Origin of the sequence: uncultured Dialister sp., from assembly GCA_900314595.1 — a bacterium.
Classification (GTDB): Bacteria; Bacillota; Negativicutes; order Veillonellales; family Dialisteraceae; genus Dialister.
Genome location: OMVW01000050.1, coordinates 1 through 21,951 on the forward strand (window position 1 = coordinate 1; position 21,951 = coordinate 21,951).

General features: G+C 47.8%; 14 protein-coding genes. 5 read left to right on the forward strand and 9 right to left on the reverse strand.

Annotated features, from left to right (window positions below):
* Positions 1-63: 63 nt before the first annotated feature.
* From QZN42_RS09260 to QZN42_RS09285, 6 genes are all read right to left on the reverse strand, one after another.
* On the reverse strand, positions 64-306 hold the full coding sequence (locus QZN42_RS09260) for a DUF951 domain-containing protein (protein WP_296956936.1): 243 nt from the start codon (positions 304-306) through the stop codon (positions 64-66).
* A gap of 246 nt (positions 307-552) precedes the next feature.
* Entirely contained in the window at positions 553-1,605 is a 1,053-nt protein-coding gene (locus QZN42_RS09265; RefSeq protein ID WP_296956939.1) for a hypothetical protein, read from the reverse strand.
* 4 nt (positions 1,606-1,609) lie between these two features.
* Positions 1,610-2,530, reverse strand: coding sequence for a DNA-binding protein WhiA (gene whiA, locus QZN42_RS09270; RefSeq protein WP_296956942.1), 921 nt, complete (start codon positions 2,528-2,530; stop codon positions 1,610-1,612).
* The gene (yvcK, locus tag QZN42_RS09275) at positions 2,530-3,882 is read right to left on the reverse strand and encodes a uridine diphosphate-N-acetylglucosamine-binding protein YvcK (protein WP_296956945.1); all 1,353 of its coding nucleotides are present in this window, start codon (positions 3,880-3,882) and stop codon (positions 2,530-2,532) included. The genes whiA and yvcK overlap by 1 nt, the downstream gene beginning before the upstream one ends.
* Before the next feature lie 5 nt (positions 3,883-3,887).
* Positions 3,888-4,796: an RNase adapter RapZ gene (rapZ, locus tag QZN42_RS09280; protein WP_296956949.1), complete on the reverse strand. Its 909-nt coding sequence runs from the start codon at positions 4,794-4,796 to the stop codon at positions 3,888-3,890.
* Positions 4,797-4,798: 2 nt separating this feature from the next.
* A complete protein-coding gene (locus tag QZN42_RS09285) occupies positions 4,799-5,605 on the reverse strand; it encodes a Cof-type HAD-IIB family hydrolase (protein ID WP_296956952.1) in 807 nt (268 codons plus the stop codon).
* A 518-nt stretch (positions 5,606-6,123) separates the two neighbouring features.
* Here QZN42_RS09285 and QZN42_RS09290 point away from each other — a divergent pair.
* From QZN42_RS09290 to QZN42_RS09310, 5 genes are all read left to right on the forward strand, one after another.
* Positions 6,124-7,326 (forward strand): MFS transporter, encoded by a 1,203-nt coding sequence (locus QZN42_RS09290; protein WP_296956955.1) that lies wholly within the window; start codon positions 6,124-6,126, stop codon positions 7,324-7,326.
* Between the two features lie 1,162 nt (positions 7,327-8,488).
* The gene (locus QZN42_RS09295; protein ID WP_296956958.1) at positions 8,489-9,256 is read left to right on the forward strand and encodes a protease inhibitor I42 family protein; all 768 of its coding nucleotides are present in this window, start codon (positions 8,489-8,491) and stop codon (positions 9,254-9,256) included.
* A 579-nt stretch (positions 9,257-9,835) separates the two neighbouring features.
* Positions 9,836-11,137 carry an ESPR-type extended signal peptide-containing protein gene (locus tag QZN42_RS09300; protein WP_296956960.1) on the forward strand — a complete coding sequence of 434 codons (1,302 nt, stop codon included), beginning with the start codon at positions 9,836-9,838 and terminating at the stop codon, positions 11,135-11,137.
* Between the two features lie 60 nt (positions 11,138-11,197).
* Complete coding sequence (locus tag QZN42_RS09305; RefSeq protein ID WP_296956963.1) at positions 11,198-17,584, forward strand: ESPR-type extended signal peptide-containing protein; 6,387 nt, start codon at positions 11,198-11,200, stop codon at positions 17,582-17,584.
* Positions 17,581-18,765, forward strand: coding sequence for an S-layer homology domain-containing protein (locus QZN42_RS09310; protein ID WP_296956965.1), 1,185 nt, complete (start codon positions 17,581-17,583; stop codon positions 18,763-18,765). The genes QZN42_RS09305 and QZN42_RS09310 overlap by 4 nt, the downstream gene beginning before the upstream one ends.
* 278 nt (positions 18,766-19,043) lie before the next feature.
* Here the strand turns inward: QZN42_RS09310 and QZN42_RS09315 are convergent, their stop codons facing one another.
* The 3 genes from QZN42_RS09315 to QZN42_RS09325 all read right to left on the reverse strand — a co-directional run bounded on the left by QZN42_RS09315 (position 19,044) and on the right by QZN42_RS09325 (position 21,452).
* On the reverse strand, positions 19,044-19,676 hold the full coding sequence (locus tag QZN42_RS09315; RefSeq protein ID WP_296956968.1) for a TetR/AcrR family transcriptional regulator: 633 nt from the start codon (positions 19,674-19,676) through the stop codon (positions 19,044-19,046).
* Between the two features lie 217 nt (positions 19,677-19,893).
* Entirely contained in the window at positions 19,894-20,166 is a 273-nt protein-coding gene (locus QZN42_RS09320) for a hypothetical protein (protein ID WP_296956971.1), read from the reverse strand.
* An 890-nt stretch (positions 20,167-21,056) separates the two neighbouring features.
* The gene (locus QZN42_RS09325) at positions 21,057-21,452 is read right to left on the reverse strand and encodes an endonuclease domain-containing protein (RefSeq protein ID WP_296956973.1); all 396 of its coding nucleotides are present in this window, start codon (positions 21,450-21,452) and stop codon (positions 21,057-21,059) included.
* Positions 21,453-21,951: the final 499 nt, after the last annotated feature.

Consider the following 21,951-nt stretch of genomic DNA (forward strand, 5'->3'; position numbering starts at 1 on the left):
ACGAATACTTCAAAGTCCCTGGCTCATATGCCTCAACTTACCCTGCCTCACAAGGCAGGCCAATTACCCTTCTGTTGACTCCTCCGTACGGGCGACTACTTCCACATCTTTCGTCACGTCCCGGTTGAGGACTTTTTTTGCTCCTTTGAGGAATTTAGGTCTCGGGATGAGGACGATATGGCCGCAGCCGCAGCATTTGATGCGCATGTCGCTGCCCAGCTGGAGGACTTCCCATTCCTGGCTGCCGCAGGGATGTTTCTTTTTCATCTGGACGATATCACCGATTCGGAACTGGATGAATTTCATTTCTTTTTCTCCTTTATTATGAAAGCGTTTTTCTCAATCGATGGAAAGTTTTTAGTTTTTAGTGCTTAGTGCTTCCCAAATACTAACCACTAAAAAATAAGCACTAAGCACTAAATGAAGTGGTAAGTGGCGGTGGCGCGCCTTTGGCGCGCAATATATAAGATTGGTTCCTTTCAGGAACCATATCCTTCCCGACCACCCCGATCATCCCGATGGCCCCGGCCACCCCGACTGACCGGCTGTTTCTTATTGTTCCACCGGCACCATGAGAAATCTTAAAGGCAGGTAGGCCGCACCGGCGGGGATGAAGCGGATGAAGAGGTCACGGCCCATTTCCCAGGTGCCCGCTTCCATATAGTCCTCTTCGGTATTATTTCCAAACCACTTTCCTCTTTTTGCCGTATCGGTGCGGAAGATCTGCAGTATTTTCTCATTGTGACCGATCCGGAAGGTGCCCATGTAGACGCCTCCCTGAGGATTGATGTAGAGTTTATATTTTCCTTCCCCTTTATTATGGAAGGAAATATGGTAGGTAATGCCGTAGTCTCCGGTATTTTCTCTTTTCACCCGGCTCATTTCATCCATTCCCTGCTGAAAGGGGATGGATTTCCCCACTACGATTTCAGCGGGTCCTTTTTTAAAATCCCAGGGTTTATTCTCAAGGTAAATATCGGAAGCAAAGGTACCGCGCATTTCATGGGTATCCGGAGGAAGGCGCATCGCCGTCTGAAGCGCTTCTTCCACGTCTTTTCTGCTTCCGTCGGGAAGGATGGCAGCTCCCAGGGTGACCGGTTTTTCCGTTTCTATTTCCACCATACCGCTCACCAGATTTTCTTCCTTCACCCCTTTGGGATCGTCCTCAAAGAGGATGGTCCGCCCGTTTTGGGGAAGAGTGACGGTTTCTGCCTTCTGCAGCGGATTCACCACTTCCCGGAAGGACAATGTGGCGCCGGTAGAAATATAATCGCGGCTCGCCTCCCCTCTGACAGTCCTCGTGACAGTGAGGTCCTGTTTCTTTTTCGATCTGGCATAGACCACGACCCTGGCCGGTGCGCCTGTCTGGTTGACGTGATAGTAGTAGACTCTCCCCTTCCCCTTCTTCACGGTTCCTTCGTAAAGGATACCGTAATCCCCTGCATATTCGGGGCAGTCGGAGAAAATAAGGGTCCCCTCTGCACTCATGAGTTTCAGGGGGATGGTCGTATAGGTTTCCTCCAGCGGCGAGGCAGCGGCAGCTGTCATGCCGGCTGCGGCGAAGAGTCCCGTCAGGAATGCTTTCCATGCATATTTCATTTTCATTGATTTATTGTGTATCTCCTTCCTGCACCAGGGTTTCAATTTTTTTGAAACGGTGGGCCAGGCCCGATTTCGTAATGCCGCAGATGGCGGCCAGTTCAGAGAGGCTTGCGTTCGGATTGGAGAGGCGCAGCTCGCAGGCTTCGCGGATTTTGGGAGAAAGGGAGGACAGGGGGACCCGTTCCAGCAGTTTCTGCACCATGTGGGTCTGATGAACGGCCGCATCCACTGTCTTCTGCAGATTGGCCGTTTCACAGTTCACCTGCCGGTTCACCCGGTTCCTCATATCCTTGACCACCCTGACGCTTTCAAAGTCCATATAACTCTGGCTGGCGCCTACGATCTGCAGGAATTCGGACACATCGTCTCCATCTTTTATATATACTATATAATCATTCTTCCTGTCCGTCATACGGGCATGAAGGCGGAACGTTTTGAGCGTCTTCACCAGTTCCTCTGCGAAATGGAAAGACTGGGTCACCATTTCGAGATGATAATCACTCTGGGGCCGGCTCACGGAACCTCCGCCCAGGAAAGCGCCGGCCAGGTAGGCCCGTCTCTCTTCAGCGGTCTGAAGGAATCTTTCATCATCCACGCCTGCCATGGGGGAAAGACCCATGGTATTCAGGAAATCGAGTCCCTTCTCCGAGGGCTGCACCACCAGGGTGTATACGTTTTTCTTCCGCAGCCTCCGTCCCTGGCGCACCATGGCGCTGGGAGTGAAGCCGAAATCTTTTTTCAGGTAAATGAGCACCCGCCGGGCTACGGCGCTGTTTCCGGTGGAAAATTCCAGCCCCCACCGTCCGCCGGAGCCGGTGATGAAGGAACCGCTCATGCGGAGGAGCGCCAGAAGTTCTGACACCCGGCATGGTCTTTCGTCTCTGGAAATACGGGCGAGCTCATTCTTCACCTGTTCAGTAAATGACATTAATGACTCCTGTTCAAGTATGACTCCAGCGCTTCCGGCGCGATATTTGCCCGGAGCAGGTTGTGAATCTGCATGATTTTATCCGCCAGCACATTCGTATCCTGGGAAGCTTCCTTCACGGGTCCCAGAAGATCCGCTTCGATGAGATTGGCTCCCAGTGCCTTCACCTTCGTCCGGTCGATGACTACCGGGAAAGCGCCGGTTTTTTCATATTTCCTTAAAACCTCTTCATTGGGAGAAGCATTATTGGCCAGCACGAAATCCACTACGCCCCCTCCGATATGGTCGACAAGAGCCTTCAGATGATCACTCACCGTAAAGCCCGTGGTTTCCCCGGGCTGGGTCATCACATTGCAGATATAGAGCACCGGTGCGCCGCTTTTGCGGATAGCCTCCAGGATTTCCGGCACCAGAAGGTTCGGAAGGACCGACGTATAAAGACTTCCCGGGCCCAGGGTGATCAGATCCGCATCCTGGATGGCAAAGAGCGCATCCCCCACGGCCATGGGCGCTTTAGGGATGGTGGAAATATGGACGATATGGGCGCTGTGATTCACCGATTCCGGATAGGCGGAAATTTCCGATTCTCCTTCTACCACCACTCCGTCCGACATTTTTGCCTTGAGACGCACTTTGGACGTAGTCGCCGGCACCACCTTGCCCCGGATTTTCAGGACCTTGCTGGCCGCCTCGAGGCCGCTCTGGGCAGAACCGAATTCTTTAATCAATGCCGCGAGGAAGAGATTGCCCAGCGAATGTCCCGCCAGTTCTCCTTCGCCGCCGAACCGGTACTGGAAGATCTGCTCCAGCACCGTTTCCTTGTCTGCCAGGGCCACCAGGCAGTTGCGGATATCCCCGGGGGCGATGATATTCATTTCCTCCCGGAGTCTGCCGGAAGAACCGCCGTCATCGGCCACCGTCACCACGGCAGTGATATTGGACGTTTTATTCTTAAGTCCCCGGAGCAGCATGGAAAGGCCATGCCCCCCGCCGAGAGCCACCACCCTGGGCCCCCGGGCCAGTTCTATTTTGGAAATCAGATTTTTGGATACTTCCTTCTGGTCCGGCGCCAGGAGCTGCACAAATCGCTTGGCCAGCTTCCTCACGGCGATGAAGATATCTCCTGAGCCCAGGATGATGAGGATGGTCCCGCAGATGGCAAGGAACGTATAGCTGTAACTTCCGGTCGCCTGGAAGGCCAGCCGCAGCATTTCCTCCTCCAGAATACCGAAAATCTGGTAGTTCAGGATGAGGGCCGCTCCAAAGACGAGAAGTATGATTCCCATCCCGAATAGAAGCATCCACCTCTTGATGGCAAGGCCGGGGCGGAGCCACTGCATGAAATGTCTCATCGTAATCACCTCTCCGGAGAATCCGTCACATCATGCTCCACACGATTCCGGTGCAAATCCCGGTGCTCTGTATTCACATGACCGTATTTTTCCTTCAGATGCTTTCCCAGTTTTTCCGTCACAAAGACAGACCGGTGCATACCGCCGGTACAGCCGATGGCAATGGTAAACTGGGTCTTGCCGGACTTTTTGAAATTTTCCACCATGAAATCCATGAAATCATAGAGTTTCTTCAGGAATTCCTTCGTCACCACTGAATTTTCGATATAGTCAGCCACTTCCTTCACACGGCCCGAAGAATACTTGTATTTCTGGATATAGAAAGGATTCGGGAGAAGCCGCACGTCCAGCACCATATCCGCATCGATCGGGATACCGTACTTGAAGCCGAAGGAAAAGACAGTGATCTGCATATCCCTTGTCCAGTTATTAAGGCCAAAGCGGCTCTTCATGTATTCACCCAGGTCACTGGGCTTCATGGCCGTCGTATCGACGATCATATCTGCCTGGGCACGAATGCCGGCCAGGATCTTCCTCTCGGCAGCGATTCCCTCCTGGATGCGCATATTCTTTGCCAGAGGGTGCTGGCGGCGGGTCTCCATGTAGCGGCGTATAAGAGCTTCATCGGAAGCCTCCAGGAAGATCACTTCATGAGGAATCCCCCGGTTCTCCAGTTCATACAGCGCCTGGGGCAGGGCATCGAAGAAAGAACCCCCGCGGATATCCGTAACCACGGCCACATGCCGGGTATTGGACGTACTCTTCCAGCAGAGGTCCGCAAACCTTGCAATCAAAACCGGCGGGAGATTATCTACGCAGTAATAGCCCATATCCTCCAGCTTCTGCATGAAATTCGTCTTGCCTGCGCCGCTCATGCCCGTAATAATGACAAAGCGGAAATCATCTTCCTCCATTTTCATCCCTCCAGTACGTATTTCTCAACTGCTTTCGCCACACCATCTTCATTGTTCGATGCAGTCACATGGGCTGCAGCCGCTTTGGCCGAAGCGCTTGCATTGGCCACAGCGAAAGACCAGGGCGTAATCGAAAGCATGGACACATCGTTATTTCCATTGCCGAAAGTCATGGCTTCTCTGATGGAAATACCATAGAGCTCACACATGGCCGTGATGGCATTTCCCTTGGAACATTCCTTATGGTTCATTTCAAAGAAATAAGGTTTCGACTTCACCTGATTCACGCTGCCTGCATATTTTCCCTTCAGGATCGTCTCTATTTCCTTCATTTTCTTATCGTAATATTCGCACACCAGGATTTTTGTAGGCGCTTTTTCCGGATGGTAGAAAAATTCCCCGTCCACATGGGCCTTCACCCCGCACTGCCGTTCATAAGCTTTCGTACGCCAGTCATAATAAGGCACATGAAGCTCATCATCGATGTAGGTGTGGGCATACCAGCCCTCCTCCCGAACCGTTTGGAGGATATCCAGGGCCGTCTCCTTCTCCACCGTCACATTCCGGATGATCTTTCCGCTTTCGCACAGACCCGTGAGGGCACCGGTATAGCAGATCATGGGCACATCGCCCAGGCCGATGGCCTGCCCCCAGGGCCTGGCCGCCTGGAACATGCGGCCCGTGGCGATGACGATCTTTACCCCCTTTGCCATAGCCGCCTGCAGCGTCTTCTTCGTATAATCGGAAATGGATATATCATCTCTTAAAAGAGTATCATCCAGATCGATGGCTATCAGTTTGATGGACATGGTTTTGCTCCTTATATTATTTTTTAACATCATGTATAAATCCGGATTGTGTCATTTGTGCGATTCGTTCTTCGTTGTTCGTTCTTCGTTCTTCGCTGTTCGTGAAGGCAGGTTCCCTGCGGGAAACCAAATTATATATTGCACGCCACCTTCACTTACCACTTATCACTTTTCTGATCACTAACCACTACTATTTCCCCCATTATATCACACGAGGAAACGCCCGAGGACGTGTAAAAGCAACTTTACGATGGAAATGAAAATTTATGAAATATTTAAAAACAGCTGATTATTTTTCATATTTCCTTTTCTATAATGAACAGGAACCGGGAGTCGAATCCCCCTGGTTCCCCTTCCTATACGTCTATTCTGAAATGATATATATATGTATATATAAAGAACTGCTACAATAGGAATCGATCCGGAGGAAATACTCCGCCTCCCGGGCCCCTTCTCCGCCTTCCGGGATACAGATTACCCATACTTAAAATGATTTCTCATAGAAAGAAGTCCTTTCCATGCCGGAAAAAATCCATCGTCTTCCCCCTGCCATGATTTTCATCTGCCTCATGGGCATCGTCAGCCTTTTTGCCGATATGACCCAGGAAGGAGCGCGAAGCATCTTCGGCGACTACCTCTCCCTCATGGGAGCCTCGGCCGCGGCCATCGGCTTTATCACCGGTTTCGGTGAACTGGCAGGCTATGCTCTCCGCTTCTTTACAGGCCTCATCGCTTCTAAATCCGGCAAATACTGGGCCATGACCATCTTCGGTTATGCCCTGGCGGTCCTCGCCATCCCCTGCCTCTCCCTCGTGCCTGACGGAAACTGGGTGGCTGCCGGATTCTTCATCATCCTGGGGCGCGTAGGCAAAGCCATCCGCCAGCCGGCAAAGAGCACCCTTCTTTCCTATGCGGCGACGCAGCAGGGCGTGGGCAAAAGCTTTGCCATCCAGGAATTTCTCGATCAGCTGGGCGGATTTTCTGGACCCATCGTAGTCTTCCTCCTTCTCTGGATGAATGAGTCCGAAGACCCCCTCTCCGCTCTTTCCTGGTGCTTTGCGGGCCTTCTCATCCCGGCCCTCTGCTGCATCGCAGCAGTAGTCACCGCCTCGAAGAAATTTCCTCATCCGGAAGACTTTGAACCGGCGCCGAAAAAAAAGGAAATATTTCATTTCCGCCATTCCTTCCTCATTTATATTTTCGGCATTTCCCTCTTTGCCTTCGGCTTCCTGGACTTTCCGCTGATTACCATGCATGCGGCCCGGCTGAACCTTGTAGACAGTGCCGTCCTGCCCCTTATTTACTCCCTGGCCATGGCTATCGATGCCTTTGCCGCCCTGGCCTTCGGCTGGGCCTATGACAAGTATGGTCTCCCGGTGCTGGCGGCTTCCACATTGATTGGTGCCCCTTTCACTTACTGCGTATTTTCCCTTGACAATACAGCCGCCCTCTATCTGGGAGTCATCCTCTGGGGCATCGGTATGGGAGCCCAGGAATCCATCATGAAAGCTGCCGTTTCCACCATCGTCCCCAGAGACTCCAGAGCCACGGGCTTTGGCATCTTTGAGACAAGCTTCGGCATCGCCTGGTTCATCGGAAGCGCCCTCCTGGGTGCCCTCTACGACTACTCCATCCCTGCGATGATTGCAGTCTCCACCGCTGCCCAGCTCGCAGCCATCCCCTTCTTCCTTCTGACCTCAAAAAAAGCAGGCCATTTATGAAATCCGTCACTCAATAAAAACAGCGGAGACAAACTCCGCGGCTCCTATCAAATGAGTTCCCATACCTTCATTAAAAAGTTTTATAGGAAAATAACTGAAACGATTCCCTTATTTTTACATTATATAAATAGGATAAGGACAAATCGACTAACCTTTCAGGTCGCTGCCGTCCAGGCCTTCCCAAGAGGGAAGGCTGATACGTTTCGATGTTTACAGATAGAGACAAATTGTCACTACGCGCACAAGTCGTTACCGTTAAAGCCTTCCCAAGTTTGGGAAGGTGGCCGAGCGCAGCGAGGTCGGATGGGTTGTACTATCGGTACATGTTGATTTTGACTCACAAAGGAAAACACTCCATAAGCAAGCCCACGAGAATTTTGAGTCAATTTCAATAGCCATCTGTAGTACAACCCCTCAGTCTGCTGCGCAGACAGCTCCCCATGCTTATGGATAGAGGCAAATCGACACTGAATGTACAAGTCGTTACCGTTAAAGCCTTCCCAAGTTTGGGAAGGTGGCTGAGGCTAGCGTTGCGCGGATGGGTTGTACTATCGGTACATGTTGATTTTGACTCACAAAGGAAAACACTCCATAAGCAAACCCACGAGAATTTTGAGTCAATTTCAATAGCCATCTGTAGTACAACCCCTCAGTCTGCTGCGCAGACAGCTCCCCAGCCACTGCATGGCTTTCACTGCGGCGCGTCCCTTCAGTCCTTCAAAACGCGTTCAAGCACAAATCTTGGGGAGCCTATAACGTTTCGATGCTTATGGATAGAGGCAAATCGACACTGAATGTACAAGTCGTTACCGTAAAAGCCTTCCCAAGTTTGGGAAGGTGGCTGAGGCTAGCGTTGCGCGGATGGGTTGTTCTGCTGATTCATGTCGATATTGACATCGATTGGTACATGTCCTGCACCACCGTTCTTACACCCCGCCTTCCCGGAGCCCCCATCTATACTCGTGCGCCATCAGGGGCGCACCTTCCCGATAATCCCGATATCCCCGAGACCCCCGGCAATCCCGATTCAAAAGTTGTTATTTCTAAAGTTGACCTTAAAGAATCAAGCTTCAGAATCGACCAAAAGTCAAATTTCCTTTACAAAAACCGACCAATGGTCTATAATATCTCACACAGAAACAAATCAAACCAGGGAGGACTTATGAACAAAAAAATTGCAGCTCTTATGACGGCTGCCGCATTATGGACCGGTGCCACTGCTTATGCAGAAAGCACCACTTATTCCAGCTTTTCCAGCTATTCCTATTCTTCCGTCACCAATTCCGACGGAAAGACCGTGACCACCAGTTCTTCCTCATCCGGAAGCTATCAGATGAAGACAGAAGGCGATACCCTCACCCTTTCCCTCGAATCCAATCACACCACCGGCTATTCCTGGGAAATCCACGGACTCGACCGGAGCGCCCTGCAGGCGAAACGTACCTACATAGCGGACAAAGCCCCTGTCAGTGAAGAAGGAGAGCCCATGGTAGGCACAGGCGGACGGGACGTCTTCACCTTCAAAGCATGGAAACCGGGTACCACCACCCTCACCCTTTCCTATGAACAGCCCTGGAAAGGCGGAGAAAAAGGCGAAGCCTATGACCTCACCATCACAGCCGGCGAAGACAGGACCATTACCGGCGTATCCCTCTCCACCCATCAGGAAAAAGATCCCGACGTATCAGACCGGGTGATCATCGTATCCCTGGCGCAGGGTACTTCCACGAAAACCCTGAAAGCACTGGCAGAGAAATATGACATGGACCTCATCTATGATATGAAGAACCTCTCCATGGCATCCTTCAAACTGAAGACCCCTCTTGCACCGGAAGATATGCAGACTTTCCTGAAGAACCTGGAAAAAGAAGAAGTCATCCTCGGCGCCTGGCCGGACCGGAAAATGTACCTGCAGGATGGAACGTTTTAAGGAAACAGGGTAGTGGTTAGTGGTTAGTCGGTAGTTTTGAAAAACCCGCTTCCAATGGAAAGCGGGCTTTTTTATTGGACGTTCTGTTTTAGTCCGGAATCCCGGGTAATCCAATGAATTATTTGGAACAAACATTTAGACGAACCGATTTGAACTATCATTTATTAAGAAAATATTTCCGGATTTTATAAATATGCAGTCCTGAATAAAATAAACTTATGACCTATAATTACCAATTTTGCAACGTTGAACCGGCTTTTCCGGAAATCCGGCTGGAACGGAGAGGGTGCATAAATCGTACATGACCCGATAAAATCGGCATGAACTGCATTCATGAAATCATTTATAGTTCGATATCGGCTCATTTTATGGCTATGCCGTAAAGTCATATTGTTATAATTCCATCAGGTTTATAGGTTGACTTATCCCCCCATTTTATATAATATTTATATGTATCTTTAGGTATTTTTCACATTATTTTGGGGTACATCCATTTATTTGTACAGGCTGGTTCCCCACTTCATTTCGGAATGAGAGGAAAAGGAAAGTAAAAAAAGGAACAGCCGGGAAGGGGTACATATGAACAAGATCTATAAAATCGTCTGGAGCGAAATCCGCCACACCTACGTAGCCGTTTCGGAAATCGCCAAAGGGCATGGCAGAAAATCAGAAAAGCGGAGCAGACTCACCGCTCTCACCCTGGCAGCCGTCATGACACTGACAGGACTGGGAGGACTGACTGCATCTGCTGCAATTGCCATAGGCGATGGTGCTGCCCTAGGCGATGGTGCTGTAACTGGCAGTATAGATGGTGCTATAGCCATTGGTAATGGCGCAACAATTAAACATTCAAATGGTGAGATGGCACACAGCGGCAGTGGAGATATCGCAATCGGCTCCGGTTCAATGATTGATAACTACGTAAATCAGGGCGGAAGCATTGCTATTGGGAAGAATGCACAGATTGCTAAGGCAAACGCAGAACGTGATGTGGCGATTGCCCGTGCTGCTGCGGATAAGGAAGCAAATGATGCAAGGGTAAAGGCAGATTCTGATATTGCCCAGCGTAATACAGACCTTTCTATTAAAAAATCGGAATTAAAGAAACAGGCTGATATTAAACAGGCAGAAGCAGATGCGGCATATCGTATCCAAGAACAGGAACAGCAAAAAACAATTCAGGCAGCTATCGTAAATGCCCAGATTGCAAAGGCAGAACGGGAAGCTGAACTGAAGAACCGAGAAGTTTTGGTTCGTGAAAATGAATTAAGTGCCCAAATCAAGAAACAGGCAGAAGCTGAAAAATATGCAATTGAACAGAAGGCACAGGCTGACTTGGAACGCCGTAAGAGAGAAGCAGAAGCTAAAAAGTATGAGATGGTACAGGAAGCTGAAGCAAAGAAAGCATTAGCCGAAGCACAGAAGTTCGCTATGGAACAGGAAGCTGCTGGTATTAAGGCAAAAGGTGAAGCAGAAGCGGCTGCGATTCAGGCAAAAGGTCAGGCGGAAGCAGCAGCCATGGATAAGAAAGCTGAAGCTCTTGCTAAATACGGTAAGGCAGCTATTATTCAAATGACAGTTGAAGCGTTGCCAAAAGTAGCTGCTGAAGTTGCCCGTCCATTAAGCGAAATTGATAAAGTTACGGTTATTGATGGCGGTAGCGGAACAGGTGTAGGAAGTTATGCAGGAAACGTTCCTGCGGTTATGGCTAAAACATTTCAGGCAGTAAAAGAAGCGACTGGTGTAGATTTAGCTGAAATCGTAAAAGCTGAAACCTATGACGCAAAGGTAAACCGTAATATAAAAATTGAAGGTTTGGATGGCTTAAAAACGATATCAGGGGAAGTTACTGATTCCGTCGTTGAAAAGTCGATAGAATAGCAGTATACTCTCCTGTCGTAGTTTGATAGGAGAGTATTTTTTTTAAAATAGGAGGGTTTTATGAACAAGGCATATAAGATAATTTGGAACAAGGCAAGAGAATGTTATGTAGTTGTTGCAGAATTTGCAAAAACTCGTTCCAAATCCTCTTCCCGTTCTTTATCTTTGCTTATGACTACAGGTGTATTATTATCATTGCTTACGAGCAGTGCATTTGCGTCGGGTACAGCTACTGTTACAGGCACTTCTGGTACAGATGATTTAGTAACTATTCAGGGTGGTACAGATATTAGCGTAACTCAAAACAATGGAGTTATTACAATTGGTGCTGTATATGACCCGACGTTGGAAACACTTCGTAAGTATATAAAATTTAATGCCGATTATGATTTGGGTACAAGCTTGCCTTCGGTAGCAGCCAATAGTGCAAACTCGTTTGTCTGGGGTAAAAATGCTGCTGTTTCTGTATATTCTCTTGCAGAAAAAAGTGAAAAGAACATAGCAATTGGTGCTGGTTCTAAAATTTTTGCAGGAAATATGGGTAATCCATCAAAAGGTACAGGCAGTAATACAGCAATCGGTGCAGATTCTTCGGTAGGCAGTAGCAACAATATTTATGGTACATATGATACGGTTGTCGGTGCTGGTGCTAAAGCATATGGCGGAAGTAACGTTGTTGTAGGTAACAGTCAGGCAGGTTTGAATCAGCAGATTGGTACGAAATCTGATGGAACTAAAATCTGGGCTAACGTAGATAATGCTGTTGTAGTAGGTTCTGGTGCGGCTGCGTACTCCGATAAGGCTACTGCTGTTGGTGGTGCTGCAATTGCAGGTAAGAAACCTACAAGAACAGATTATACTGACCGTTCACAGGCAGAAAATGCTAAAATTACTTATACAACAGCAGTGGGTTATGGTGCTCATGCATTTGGTATGAATAGTACTGCAGTAGGTGCACAGACGGTCGCTACAGGACAACAAAATATTTCTTTGGGTAGTGGTTCTGAAGCCCGTAAAGATAATACTATGTCTGTTGGTTTCCACGCCATTGGTGGTGCAGCAGATGCTACTGCTATCGGTCATGATGCAGTCGTATTTGGTGACGGCGGTTTAGCGATTGGTCATTTGGTATTCACAGGTATGCCTGCTTTGGAAGGATACCGTAATAATAATTTGGATGAAAGTTATATTGCTTCTCCTGAAGGAATGAGAATTGCAGGCGATTCTAAAATTTATTTTCGTACTGAAGATGGTACAGTTTTAAAATATGAAGTAAAAATTGGTCAGAACGGCGAAGAAGATGGCAAGTATTATAAAGTAAAAGCTGTACAGACAGGTAACAGTTGGAAGTTTGTTAAAGTAAATGCGGCGGGGGAAGAAGTTAGTGATACTTCTCCTGATGCAGTTCAGTATTTAGCTAAAGAATCCATGACAAAAGATACACGTACCAGCAGTAAGGTAAATCATATTGATTATTTTTATATTGCAGGTCAGGAATCTTCGTCAAAGATTTATCCTACTGATGAAGGTGTTGCCATTGGTACTTATGTATCTACGGAAGGTTCTCGTGCTATGGCAATTGGTATGTCTTCTACGGCTCATGATGCCAATAATACCGCATTAGGTCTTTATTCCAATACATTTGGTAAGGATGCAACCGCAATCGGTCATGCTTCTTTGTCTGGTGCAAGAGGCTTGATTGAAACAAATGTTAATACAGGGGAACATACTGTCAGTTATCAGGTAACAAAAAAGGGTATTTCCGAACGTACGACCATTGATGGAACAGTAGTTTCGTATGATAAGAACTTTGCTTATGAATTTTCTGATGGTACGAATACATTAAAAGTTCAGAATGGTAAAATAGTAGCTGTAGGTGGTACTGCTTATACACAGACTGGTATTAAACTTGCATCGGATAATACGGCTGTTTATCGTGATACTGAAACAGGGTATTTGTATTATACGAAGAGTGGTGCAAAACATCTCGTAAAACCTGATGAAGATGTTATTATTAACGGTTCAGGCGATACGTTGACAGTTTCTGCAGGAAAGATGATGTTGTCCAATGGTGGTCTTGCAATTGGTTCTTATACACATGCAGAAGGTGACAAATCTGTTGCATTTGGTAATGCATCTGGGGCGTCAGGCAGAAACAGTGTAGCAATTGGTAAATTTGCTAATGCGTATGGTGAAGGTTCTATTGCTTTTGGTTCTGATGCGGTAGCGGGTGCAGAAGTAACCACAAATGTTGATGGGCATAAGGTTTTAGCTATTACCAATAAGACAGGTCAGCCTGTTATGGAAGACGGAAAGCATGTTTCGGGTGCAGTTGCGTTTGGTAATTATGCCCATGCTACTGCTAATAATAGTCTTGCGTTTGGCACGGATGCGGAAGCTACTGCAAAGAATTCTGTGGCAATCGGTTCGGGTTCTGTCTCTGATGTGGAAGATACAGTTTCTATAGGTTCTGCTGATAAAACACGTACTATTGTCCATGTGACAGCAGGTGTAGATGATACGGATGCGGTCAACGTGTCCCAGCTTAAATCCAAAGCCAATAAAAACTTGGACAATATTGATTCAGATGGAAAAGCGGTTATCGTTGGTCTGACTGATGTTGTATCTGGTGACAGTATTGTTACGGTTACTCCAAATACAAATGCAGATGGAAAGAAAACATATACTATCACGGCAGCTATCAGCGGTGACGGTGTAGTGGAAGAAGGAAATACTGGCATTGTAACAGGCGGTACTGTATATGATGCCATTCAAAATTATGATGCTACTAATGGTATGCATTATGTTTCTATTAATAGTTCAGTAACGAGTGCTGGTAGCAACTATGCAAATGATGGTGCTACTGGTCAGAGAGCTATTGCGATTGGTGAAAGTGCTACCGCTACTGCGAAAGATGCAGTCGCTATTGGTTATAAGGCTAAAGCAGAAGGCGAAGGTGCATTTGCTTTTGGTGAAGGTGCAACCTCTAATGGTAAAGGCACAGTAGCATTTACTGGTGGAAATGAAGCATCTGGCACTTATTCTATGGCTTGGGGCATGAATAACGTTGCTGGTATTTCTGCTGATGGCACAGAAACCTTTACGGGTGCTACTGCTTTTGGTACTGGTACTGAAGCTCGTAATGATGGTGCTACTGCCATGGGTAATTGGACAATTGCCGAAGGCCAGAATTCTGTTGCTATGGGCAATGGTGCTCGTACTCGTGAAGATGCAAAAGCATCTCTTGCTATGGGTCAAGATACTCAAGCTGCGGGTACTGGTTCTTTTGCAGGTGGTACGGATTCTATCGCAGGCGGATTTAATTCGTTTGCACATGGTTATACTGCAGAAGCAGTAGGTTCTACTGCAATCGCCATGGGTGATGATGCAAAAGCGGTTGGTGATGAGTCGGTTGCCCTTGGTTATAATAGTAAAGCATATGGCGATTATTCTGTTGCAATTTTGGGTGGTCGTACTGGTGATGGTTCTTTCGAGTATGATGATGATACGGGAGAATATGATGTTGATGTAACCGATAATGCAATTGGTGCATTTGCCGCAGGCTTCGGTTCTGTTGCCATGAAAGACTACACTGTTGCGATTGGTCGTCATGCTACTGTAGAAAATGACCAGAGCATTGCATTAGGTGAAGATGCTACTGTAGTTGCTGATAGTTCCGTCGCTTTAGGCTATGGTTCTGTTGCTACAGAAGAAAATGTAATTTCTGTTGGTCATAAAGCTGGCGATCCTACCTATAATGTTGGTACTTATAGTGCTGCTTTGAATCGTAAGATTGTTAATGTAGCAGAAGGTGTAGACGACACCGATGCAGTCAACGTGGCTCAGCTGAAAAAGGTTGCTGATTCCGTAGATACAGCCAAGACACATTATTACAGTGTAAACTCCCCGAAGCAGGCGGATAACTATAATAACGATGGAGCGACAAAAGATTACGCTTTAGCTGCCGGTCCGGCTGCCAAAGCTGACGGTATAGGTGCAGTTGCCATAGGCCATGGTGCTGTAAGTGGCAGTATAGATGGTGCTATAGCCATTGGTGAGAATGCATTAATTAAACATTCAAATGGCAATCCACCAAATAGTGGCAGTGGAGATGTAGCTATTGGTTCTAATTCATATATTGATAACTATGTCAATCAGGGTGGCAGTGTCGCTATCGGTAAAAACGCGAAGGTTGAAAATATGGCTGGCAGCCAGGAACGTATCTTTGCTTTTGGACAGACCAAATGGAATCAGTCGAGTTTTTGGGGAATGTATTACGGTGCTGCTATCCCGGAGGACCCGTCTAAAGCGGTATCCAGCATCGCAATCGGTGACAATACCTATGCCCGTACAGGCAGCGTCATGATCGGCCCTCATAACTATAACGGAGACCTTGGGGATAAAACGGTAAATATGGAGGAAAAGCATAAACTGGGTGTTGACGTCTTCGCTACGACAATCGGCGCCAACAGCTATACCAATGGTGCTTTTGCTACGAACACAGGGGCTTATAATATCATATCCGGAAGCTACTCCGGTGGGAATAGCGATTCTTCTAAAGCTTCCCAAAACTTTGGCGCGACCATTACAGGTTCCCTGAACAGCATTGAATCCTCCAAGGCAGGTAATTTCTCCGGTATTGCCAACTCCATCGTAGGTGTAGCCAACAGGACAAATAATTCCAACGGCTCCCTGATCTTCGGTGCCGGCAACGTGATTACCAACTCCATTACCGACCTCGATGGTACACAGGAAGTGGCTGATTCTGCCAAAAAGTTCCAGCAGAATCTTATTGATTCAGTAAAAGCTGCCGAAAGCGGCGGCGCAGCACTGGCCATCGGCGGCAGCAATACTATCGACTATGCCCAGAAATCCCAGGTCATGGGTGTCGGTAATACGCTGAAAGGCGAAGATGGCAATATCAGCAAATTCAACTTCATCGACGGCTATAAAAACTCCGCTGAAAAAGTAAATAATGTCTATATCATCGGTGCAAACAATACTGTAAAGAACGGTAATAATAACATTGTCTTCGGCGACAAACGGACCATGGATGGCCAGAGTGAAAATATCATTATCGGATCCGGTGAAGGCGATGACGGATTAGCAACAACCGTTTCCAAGGCAATTATTATCGGCAAAAAAGCCAATGCAACTACCGAAGGCGGTATCGCTATCGGCGAAAATTCTGTAGCTTCTACTGCAGCCGGCGAGATTGGCTATGACTTGAGAAAAGATGGTCAGTCTTCTGAAACCTCTGCTATCTGGAAAGCAACCAATGCGGCTGTTTCCGTAGGTAATGGTAAAACCCTCACCCGTCAGATTACAGGAGTCGCCGCAGGTACAGAAGATACAGATGCTGTAAACGTAGCCCAGCTGAAGAAAGCAAGATACACCGCAGGGACGAATGTTTCCATCGATGCAAACAATGTCATTTCTGCCGTAGATACCAAGTATACGGCAGGTACTAATGTCAAAATCGATGAAAATAACGTTATTTCCGCAGTAGATACGGATACTACATATACTGCAGGCGATAACGTTACTATCGACGCAGACAACAAGATTTCCGCAACTGATACGAAGTATGAACTCAGCAGCAGCACCAAGGGCAATACTACAACCATTTCCCTGAAAGATAAAGCTGGAAATGATGCCGGATCTGCTGAAGTAAAGAATGATACGCTGCAAGCCGGTACGAGTGGCTTGAGCTTGAATGGTACAGAACTGTCCATGGCTGTTACCGATACTGCCGGTAATACAGTTTCCGGTAAAGTTGATTTGAAAAAAATCAAGAGTGCTGTAGACACAGATACCCAGTATGAACTCAGCGGAGAAAAGAAAGGCAATACCACCACAATTTCCCTGAAAGATAAAGCCGGAAATGCAGCAGGCTCTGCTACCATTACAGATGCTAATGATACCCTGGACAAGACCAGCGAAGGTCTGAAACTGGATGGAAATAACCTTTCTCTCAGCGTAAAAGATACGGCAGGCAATGAAATCAAGAGTTCTGTAGATCTCTCCGGTCTCAAAGTCACCGATACAAATACCACCTATGATATGACTGCTGAAGCTAAAGGCGAAAAGGGAACCAGCACCCAGACCACTACCGTTACATTTACAGATAAAACGGATGCCTCCAAATCTACGACTTTCACTGTAGATAACGATACCCTGAAAAACAACAATAAAGGCCTTACTTTCGACGGAACTACACTTACCATGGATGTGGAAGATACCGCAGGCAATAAAGTCACCGGTTCTGTAGACCTCTCCGGCCTGAAAGTGACCGATACGAATACCACCTACACCCTGACGGGCAAGGAAAATGGCGACAATACCACTACCCTCACTTTCAAGGACAGTGATGGAAAGTCCAATGATATGACTACAATACCACTACCCTCACTTTCAAGGGCAGTGATGGAAAGTCCAATGATATGACTGTTGCCACGAAGGATACGAATACCACCTACACCCTGACGGGCAAGGAAAATGGCAACAATACCACCACCCTCACCTTCAAGGACAGTGATGGAAAGTCCAATGATATGACTGTTGCCACAAAGGATACCAGAAATACCCTGAAGGCAGGAGGCCATATTTCCCTGGCTGAAAAAGGGCAGGATGATGGAAGCACGGAATACACGGTTTCCGTCAAGGCAGATGGAAAAGTCGCTTCCGGCGATACCGGCCTTGTAACAGGCGATACAGTTTCCAAAGAAACCCGCACTGCATCTGATGGTTTCGTAACAAAGACCTCCTCCACTGCCGGTGAAAATATCCTGGCTCTGGATAAACGGGTAAAGACCAACGCAGACAATATCAACAATATCAACCAGACGGTAAACAATATGGGCAGCCGGATCAATAAACTGGGCACCCGGATCAACAAAGTCGGTGCCGGTGCAGCAGCCCTGGCAGCTCTCCATCCGCAGGATTTCGACCCGGATGACAAGTGGGATGTGGCAGCGGGCTACGGCAACTATAAAGATGCCAATGCAGCCGCTGTGGGCGCATTCTATCATCCGAATGAAGATACCATGATCTCCGTAGGCGGTTCTTTCGGCGGAGGAGAAAACATGGTGAACGCAGGGGTTTCCGTGAAACTGGGCCAGGGCAACCACGTGACCACTTCCCGTGTGGCTATGGCCAGAGAAATTCTGGATATGAAGCAGAAGATGGAAAAACTGGAAGCCCAGAACCAGTACCTCATGAAACGCCTGGGCGCAGCGCCGGAAGGAGCTCTCAAAGACGTGAACTTCCCGGACGTTCCGAAAGATCACTGGGCATACCAGTACGTGAAGACCCTCGCCGATAAAGGCTACATCGAAGGCTACCCGGATGGAGAATTCAAGGGCGACCGCGCAATGACCCGCTACGAATATGCGGCAGTCATCTACAGAGCCCTCCAGAACGGTGCACCGGTGGATGACAAGATGGCAAAGGTCCTCGATGAATTCGAGCCGGAACTGGACCACATCCAGAAAGCTGCAAGATTCCGCGTAGACCGCATCTCCGGCAAGGACGAAGACAGAGGCAAGGTAGAAAGAGTCAGAGTCAATAACGAAGAAGAAGAAAGGGACGTCTACGGAGGAAAAATTCCGGCGGCTTTGAAGAAATGAGAGATTAGCGGTTAGTGGTTAGTGGTTAGTGGTTAGTGGTTAGTGGTTCAAAGTGAAAAGGAGCCCGTTTCCGGATTGGAAGCGGGCTCTTTTATCATGCACTTTCATTTGTTCCTTCCATGGATCAACCTTATTTGTGCCTCAAAAGTCTCTCGAGGAGGCTTCCCCTCCGGGGAAACTGACTGCGAGGCAGACTGAAAGGGCAAAGACGGTTTCTGTCAGGAATTCTTATGAGAAACGAAAAATGACGCCCTTTGAGGCGTCATTTCTATTTCCTTTTATTTCCCTTCCGGTAAAGGGATTTTCGTTCCATTCTTTACTGTTTCGCAGCCGGCAATGATGAAGCGCATCATTTCTTTCTGCAGCTTGTACCAGGTCCGGTTCTTTTCCCAGCCTGTTTTCTGGTTGATGGACATGGAGCCGTTGAGGATGAACCAGAAGAGCATTTCCAGTTCTTTGTCGGAAAGAGATCCGCCGTGGAGGAGTTCCACGAAAAGGTCTTTCCTTTTCTGGAAGATGAGCCTCACGGTCCGCTGGCTGATGAAGGGATCTTTCAGGAGCGGGATGAACTTCGGAAAGTCCACGAACCGGTGCCAGATGGGAAATTCACTCTCGTGACTGATGAATTCGTCCAGGTCACCTATATTGGCCAGTTCCCATAAATGGCCAATCGAAAAAGAGTAGTCTTTTGGCAAAGAACCGTCCAAGCAGGTCAAAGCGTTCTCGATGGTCTTGTCAAGAAGGTCGTAAATATCATAAAAATGGGCATAAAAAGTGCTCCGGTTGATACCTGCCTCGCGGCAGAGTCCGGTAATCCGGATCTTATCAAACGGGGTCTCTTCAAGCATGTGCAGAAATGTTTCTCTGATATGTTTTTCTGTTTCTGATCTGTTTCTTTTTTCATCCTTCATTTAAACTATCACCGCCTGAAATCTTTCTCAACCTAGATGATAGCATACATTAAAATGATAAAACATCATCAGTATACATTTTTTGTCGATTCTATCGAATACTACAAGTATGAAAGAGCGTCCTTTGACGTAAAAGACGCTCTTTTTCTGTTTCTATATCGATTTTACCACGTTTCACGCCCGATGGTAACGGGCCGCTATTTCAAAAAAATGTATACTATTTCCCCCGGAGCAGTTTTTTCCTTATCAATAAGAGATACATGGTGCAGATGGAAACCTGGACGATGGAGGAAAGAGGATTGGCAAGGCCTATATGAAATACGGTGACCGGCTCCATCTGAGAAAAGAGCCAGGAGAGAGGCATGCGGAAGCAGAGGGCGCCGATGATTCCCTGGGCCATGACGAATTTCGTCTTTTCACAGCCATTATAGAAGCCGAAGAAGCAAAGGGGCATAAATATAGGCCCTTCCGTGAAATCCGTGCGCTTCATAAAAACTCCTTTAATAAAAAACCGGATAAGACCAGGCCTACGCCTGACATCTTATCCGGTCAGTCTCCAAGACAAACCTCCGATGACCCATTCCTCCACTATCGGATTCGTGACGTATTATAGCGGATTGATTGGGGATTGTCAAATCTAACACGAAACAAGATATTGCCAAACCCATGAAAATTTGGAGTCACTTTCGATGGCTGCCTGTAGAACAACCCCTCAGTCTGCTTCGCAGACAGCTCCCCAACCTTGGGGAGCCTGAAACGATAGCATGCTGATGGTTAGCATGCATATCGACTCCGCCCCTTCAGGTCGAAACGTTCAAGCCCTCCCAAGTTTTGGGAGGGTGCCTGAGCGCAGCGAAGGCGGGTGGGTTGATCTTCAGGTACATGTCGATTTTGCTGCACAAAAAATCATAAGCCGGGCCCATGAAAATAACAACCCCTCAGTCCGCTCCGCGGACAGCTCCCCAACCTTGGGGAGCCTGAAACGATAGCATGCCAAAGGTTAGCCAACATATCGACTCTGTCCCTTCAGGTCGAAACGTCAAAGCCCCCCAAGTTTTGGGAGGGTGCCTGAGCGCAGCGAAGGCGGGTGGGTTGATCTGCAGGTACATGTCGATTTTGTTGCACAAAAAATCATAAGCCGGGCCCATGAAAATTTTGAGTCACTTTCGATGACTGCCTGTAGAACAACCCCTCAGTCCGCTTCGCGGCCAGCTCCCCAACCTTGGGGAGCCTGAAACATTTCGATGCTTACGGATAGAGACGAATTGACGATAAACATACAGGTCGTTACCGTCCAAGCCCTCCCAAGTTTTGGGAGGGTGGCGCCGTAGGCGACGGGTGGGTTGATCTGCAGGTACAAAGCACAATTGAGCATTAAAATCAAACCTGAAATTCCGCCGGATCTTTTCCCAATCTGTAGTGCATGGTTTTTGCAATATCCAGACATACATTCCTGAAATTATATTTCACCTGCCTGTTGGAGTACCTTATGACGAGGAACCCGTTGGCTTCCAGTCTTTCCGTACGGGGGATATCATACTTCCGGCCGTTTTCATCATAGTGCTGAAACCCGTCAACCTCTATGATGAGCCTTGCACGGGGGCAGCAGAAATCGACAATATACCCCGCTTCCCTCTTTTGCCGGGTCACTTTGATTCCACGATCCGAGTAACAGGGCTTCAGGAAATCATACCAGAGATGGTTCTCCATTTTCGTCTGATTCTGTCGAAGTTTGTGCTGATATTCTATGAGCTTTTTATCTTTTTCCTCATCCATAAGAATCACTCCTTTCTGAAGAAAATTCTCTATATGCTCAGTATATCAGAAAACATTTCAGTCAGATATAAATTAAATCTTCCATTCGGCTCGCATTTTATGGTCAATCCCATTTGTCACGCTGACCGTTTGTACAACCCCTCAGTCTGCTTCGCAGACTACTCCCCAACCTTGGGGAGCCTGAAACGATAGCATGCTGATGGTCAGCATGCATATCGACCCTATCCCTTCAGGTCGAAACGTTCAAGCCCTCCCAAGTTTGGGAGGGTGCCTGAGCGCAGCGAAGGCGGGTGGGTTGATCTTCAGGTACATGTCGATTTTGCTGCACAAAAATCATAAGCCGGGCCCATGAAAATTTTAGTCTCTTCCGATGGCTGCCTGTAGAACAACCCCTCAGTCCGCTTCGCAGACAGCTCCCCAATTACACATATCGGCGCCGTTGCCACCGTAAATAAAACCGGTGGGAGTTCAATTTTTCTGTATAATTGGGTTAGCGGCA

Excerpts from the sequence above, each read along its gene's own strand:
- QZN42_RS09260 (WP_296956936.1), bottom strand. The coding sequence starts at position 306 with ATGAAATTCATCCAGTTCCGAATCGGTGATATCGTCCAGATGAAAAAG.
- QZN42_RS09265 (WP_296956939.1), bottom strand. The coding sequence starts at position 1,605 with ATGAAAATGAAATATGCATGGAAAGCATTCCTGACGGGACTCTTCGCC.
- whiA (WP_296956942.1), bottom strand. The coding sequence starts at position 2,530 with ATGTCATTTACTGAACAGGTGAAGAATGAGCTCGCCCGTATTTCCAGA.
- yvcK (WP_296956945.1), bottom strand. The coding sequence starts at position 3,882 with ATGAGACATTTCATGCAGTGGCTCCGCCCCGGCCTTGCCATCAAGAGG.
- rapZ (WP_296956949.1), bottom strand. The coding sequence starts at position 4,796 with ATGGAGGAAGATGATTTCCGCTTTGTCATTATTACGGGCATGAGCGGC.
- QZN42_RS09285 (WP_296956952.1), bottom strand. The coding sequence starts at position 5,605 with ATGTCCATCAAACTGATAGCCATCGATCTGGATGATACTCTTTTAAGA.
- QZN42_RS09290 (WP_296956955.1), top strand. The coding sequence starts at position 6,124 with ATGCCGGAAAAAATCCATCGTCTTCCCCCTGCCATGATTTTCATCTGC.
- QZN42_RS09295 (WP_296956958.1), top strand. The coding sequence starts at position 8,489 with ATGAACAAAAAAATTGCAGCTCTTATGACGGCTGCCGCATTATGGACC.
- QZN42_RS09300 (WP_296956960.1), top strand. The coding sequence starts at position 9,836 with ATGAACAAGATCTATAAAATCGTCTGGAGCGAAATCCGCCACACCTAC.
- QZN42_RS09305 (WP_296956963.1), top strand. The coding sequence starts at position 11,198 with ATGAACAAGGCATATAAGATAATTTGGAACAAGGCAAGAGAATGTTAT.
- QZN42_RS09310 (WP_296956965.1), top strand. The coding sequence starts at position 17,581 with ATGACTGTTGCCACGAAGGATACGAATACCACCTACACCCTGACGGGC.
- QZN42_RS09315 (WP_296956968.1), bottom strand. The coding sequence starts at position 19,676 with ATGAAGGATGAAAAAAGAAACAGATCAGAAACAGAAAAACATATCAGA.
- QZN42_RS09320 (WP_296956971.1), bottom strand. The coding sequence starts at position 20,166 with ATGAAGCGCACGGATTTCACGGAAGGGCCTATATTTATGCCCCTTTGC.
- QZN42_RS09325 (WP_296956973.1), bottom strand. The coding sequence starts at position 21,452 with ATGGATGAGGAAAAAGATAAAAAGCTCATAGAATATCAGCACAAACTT.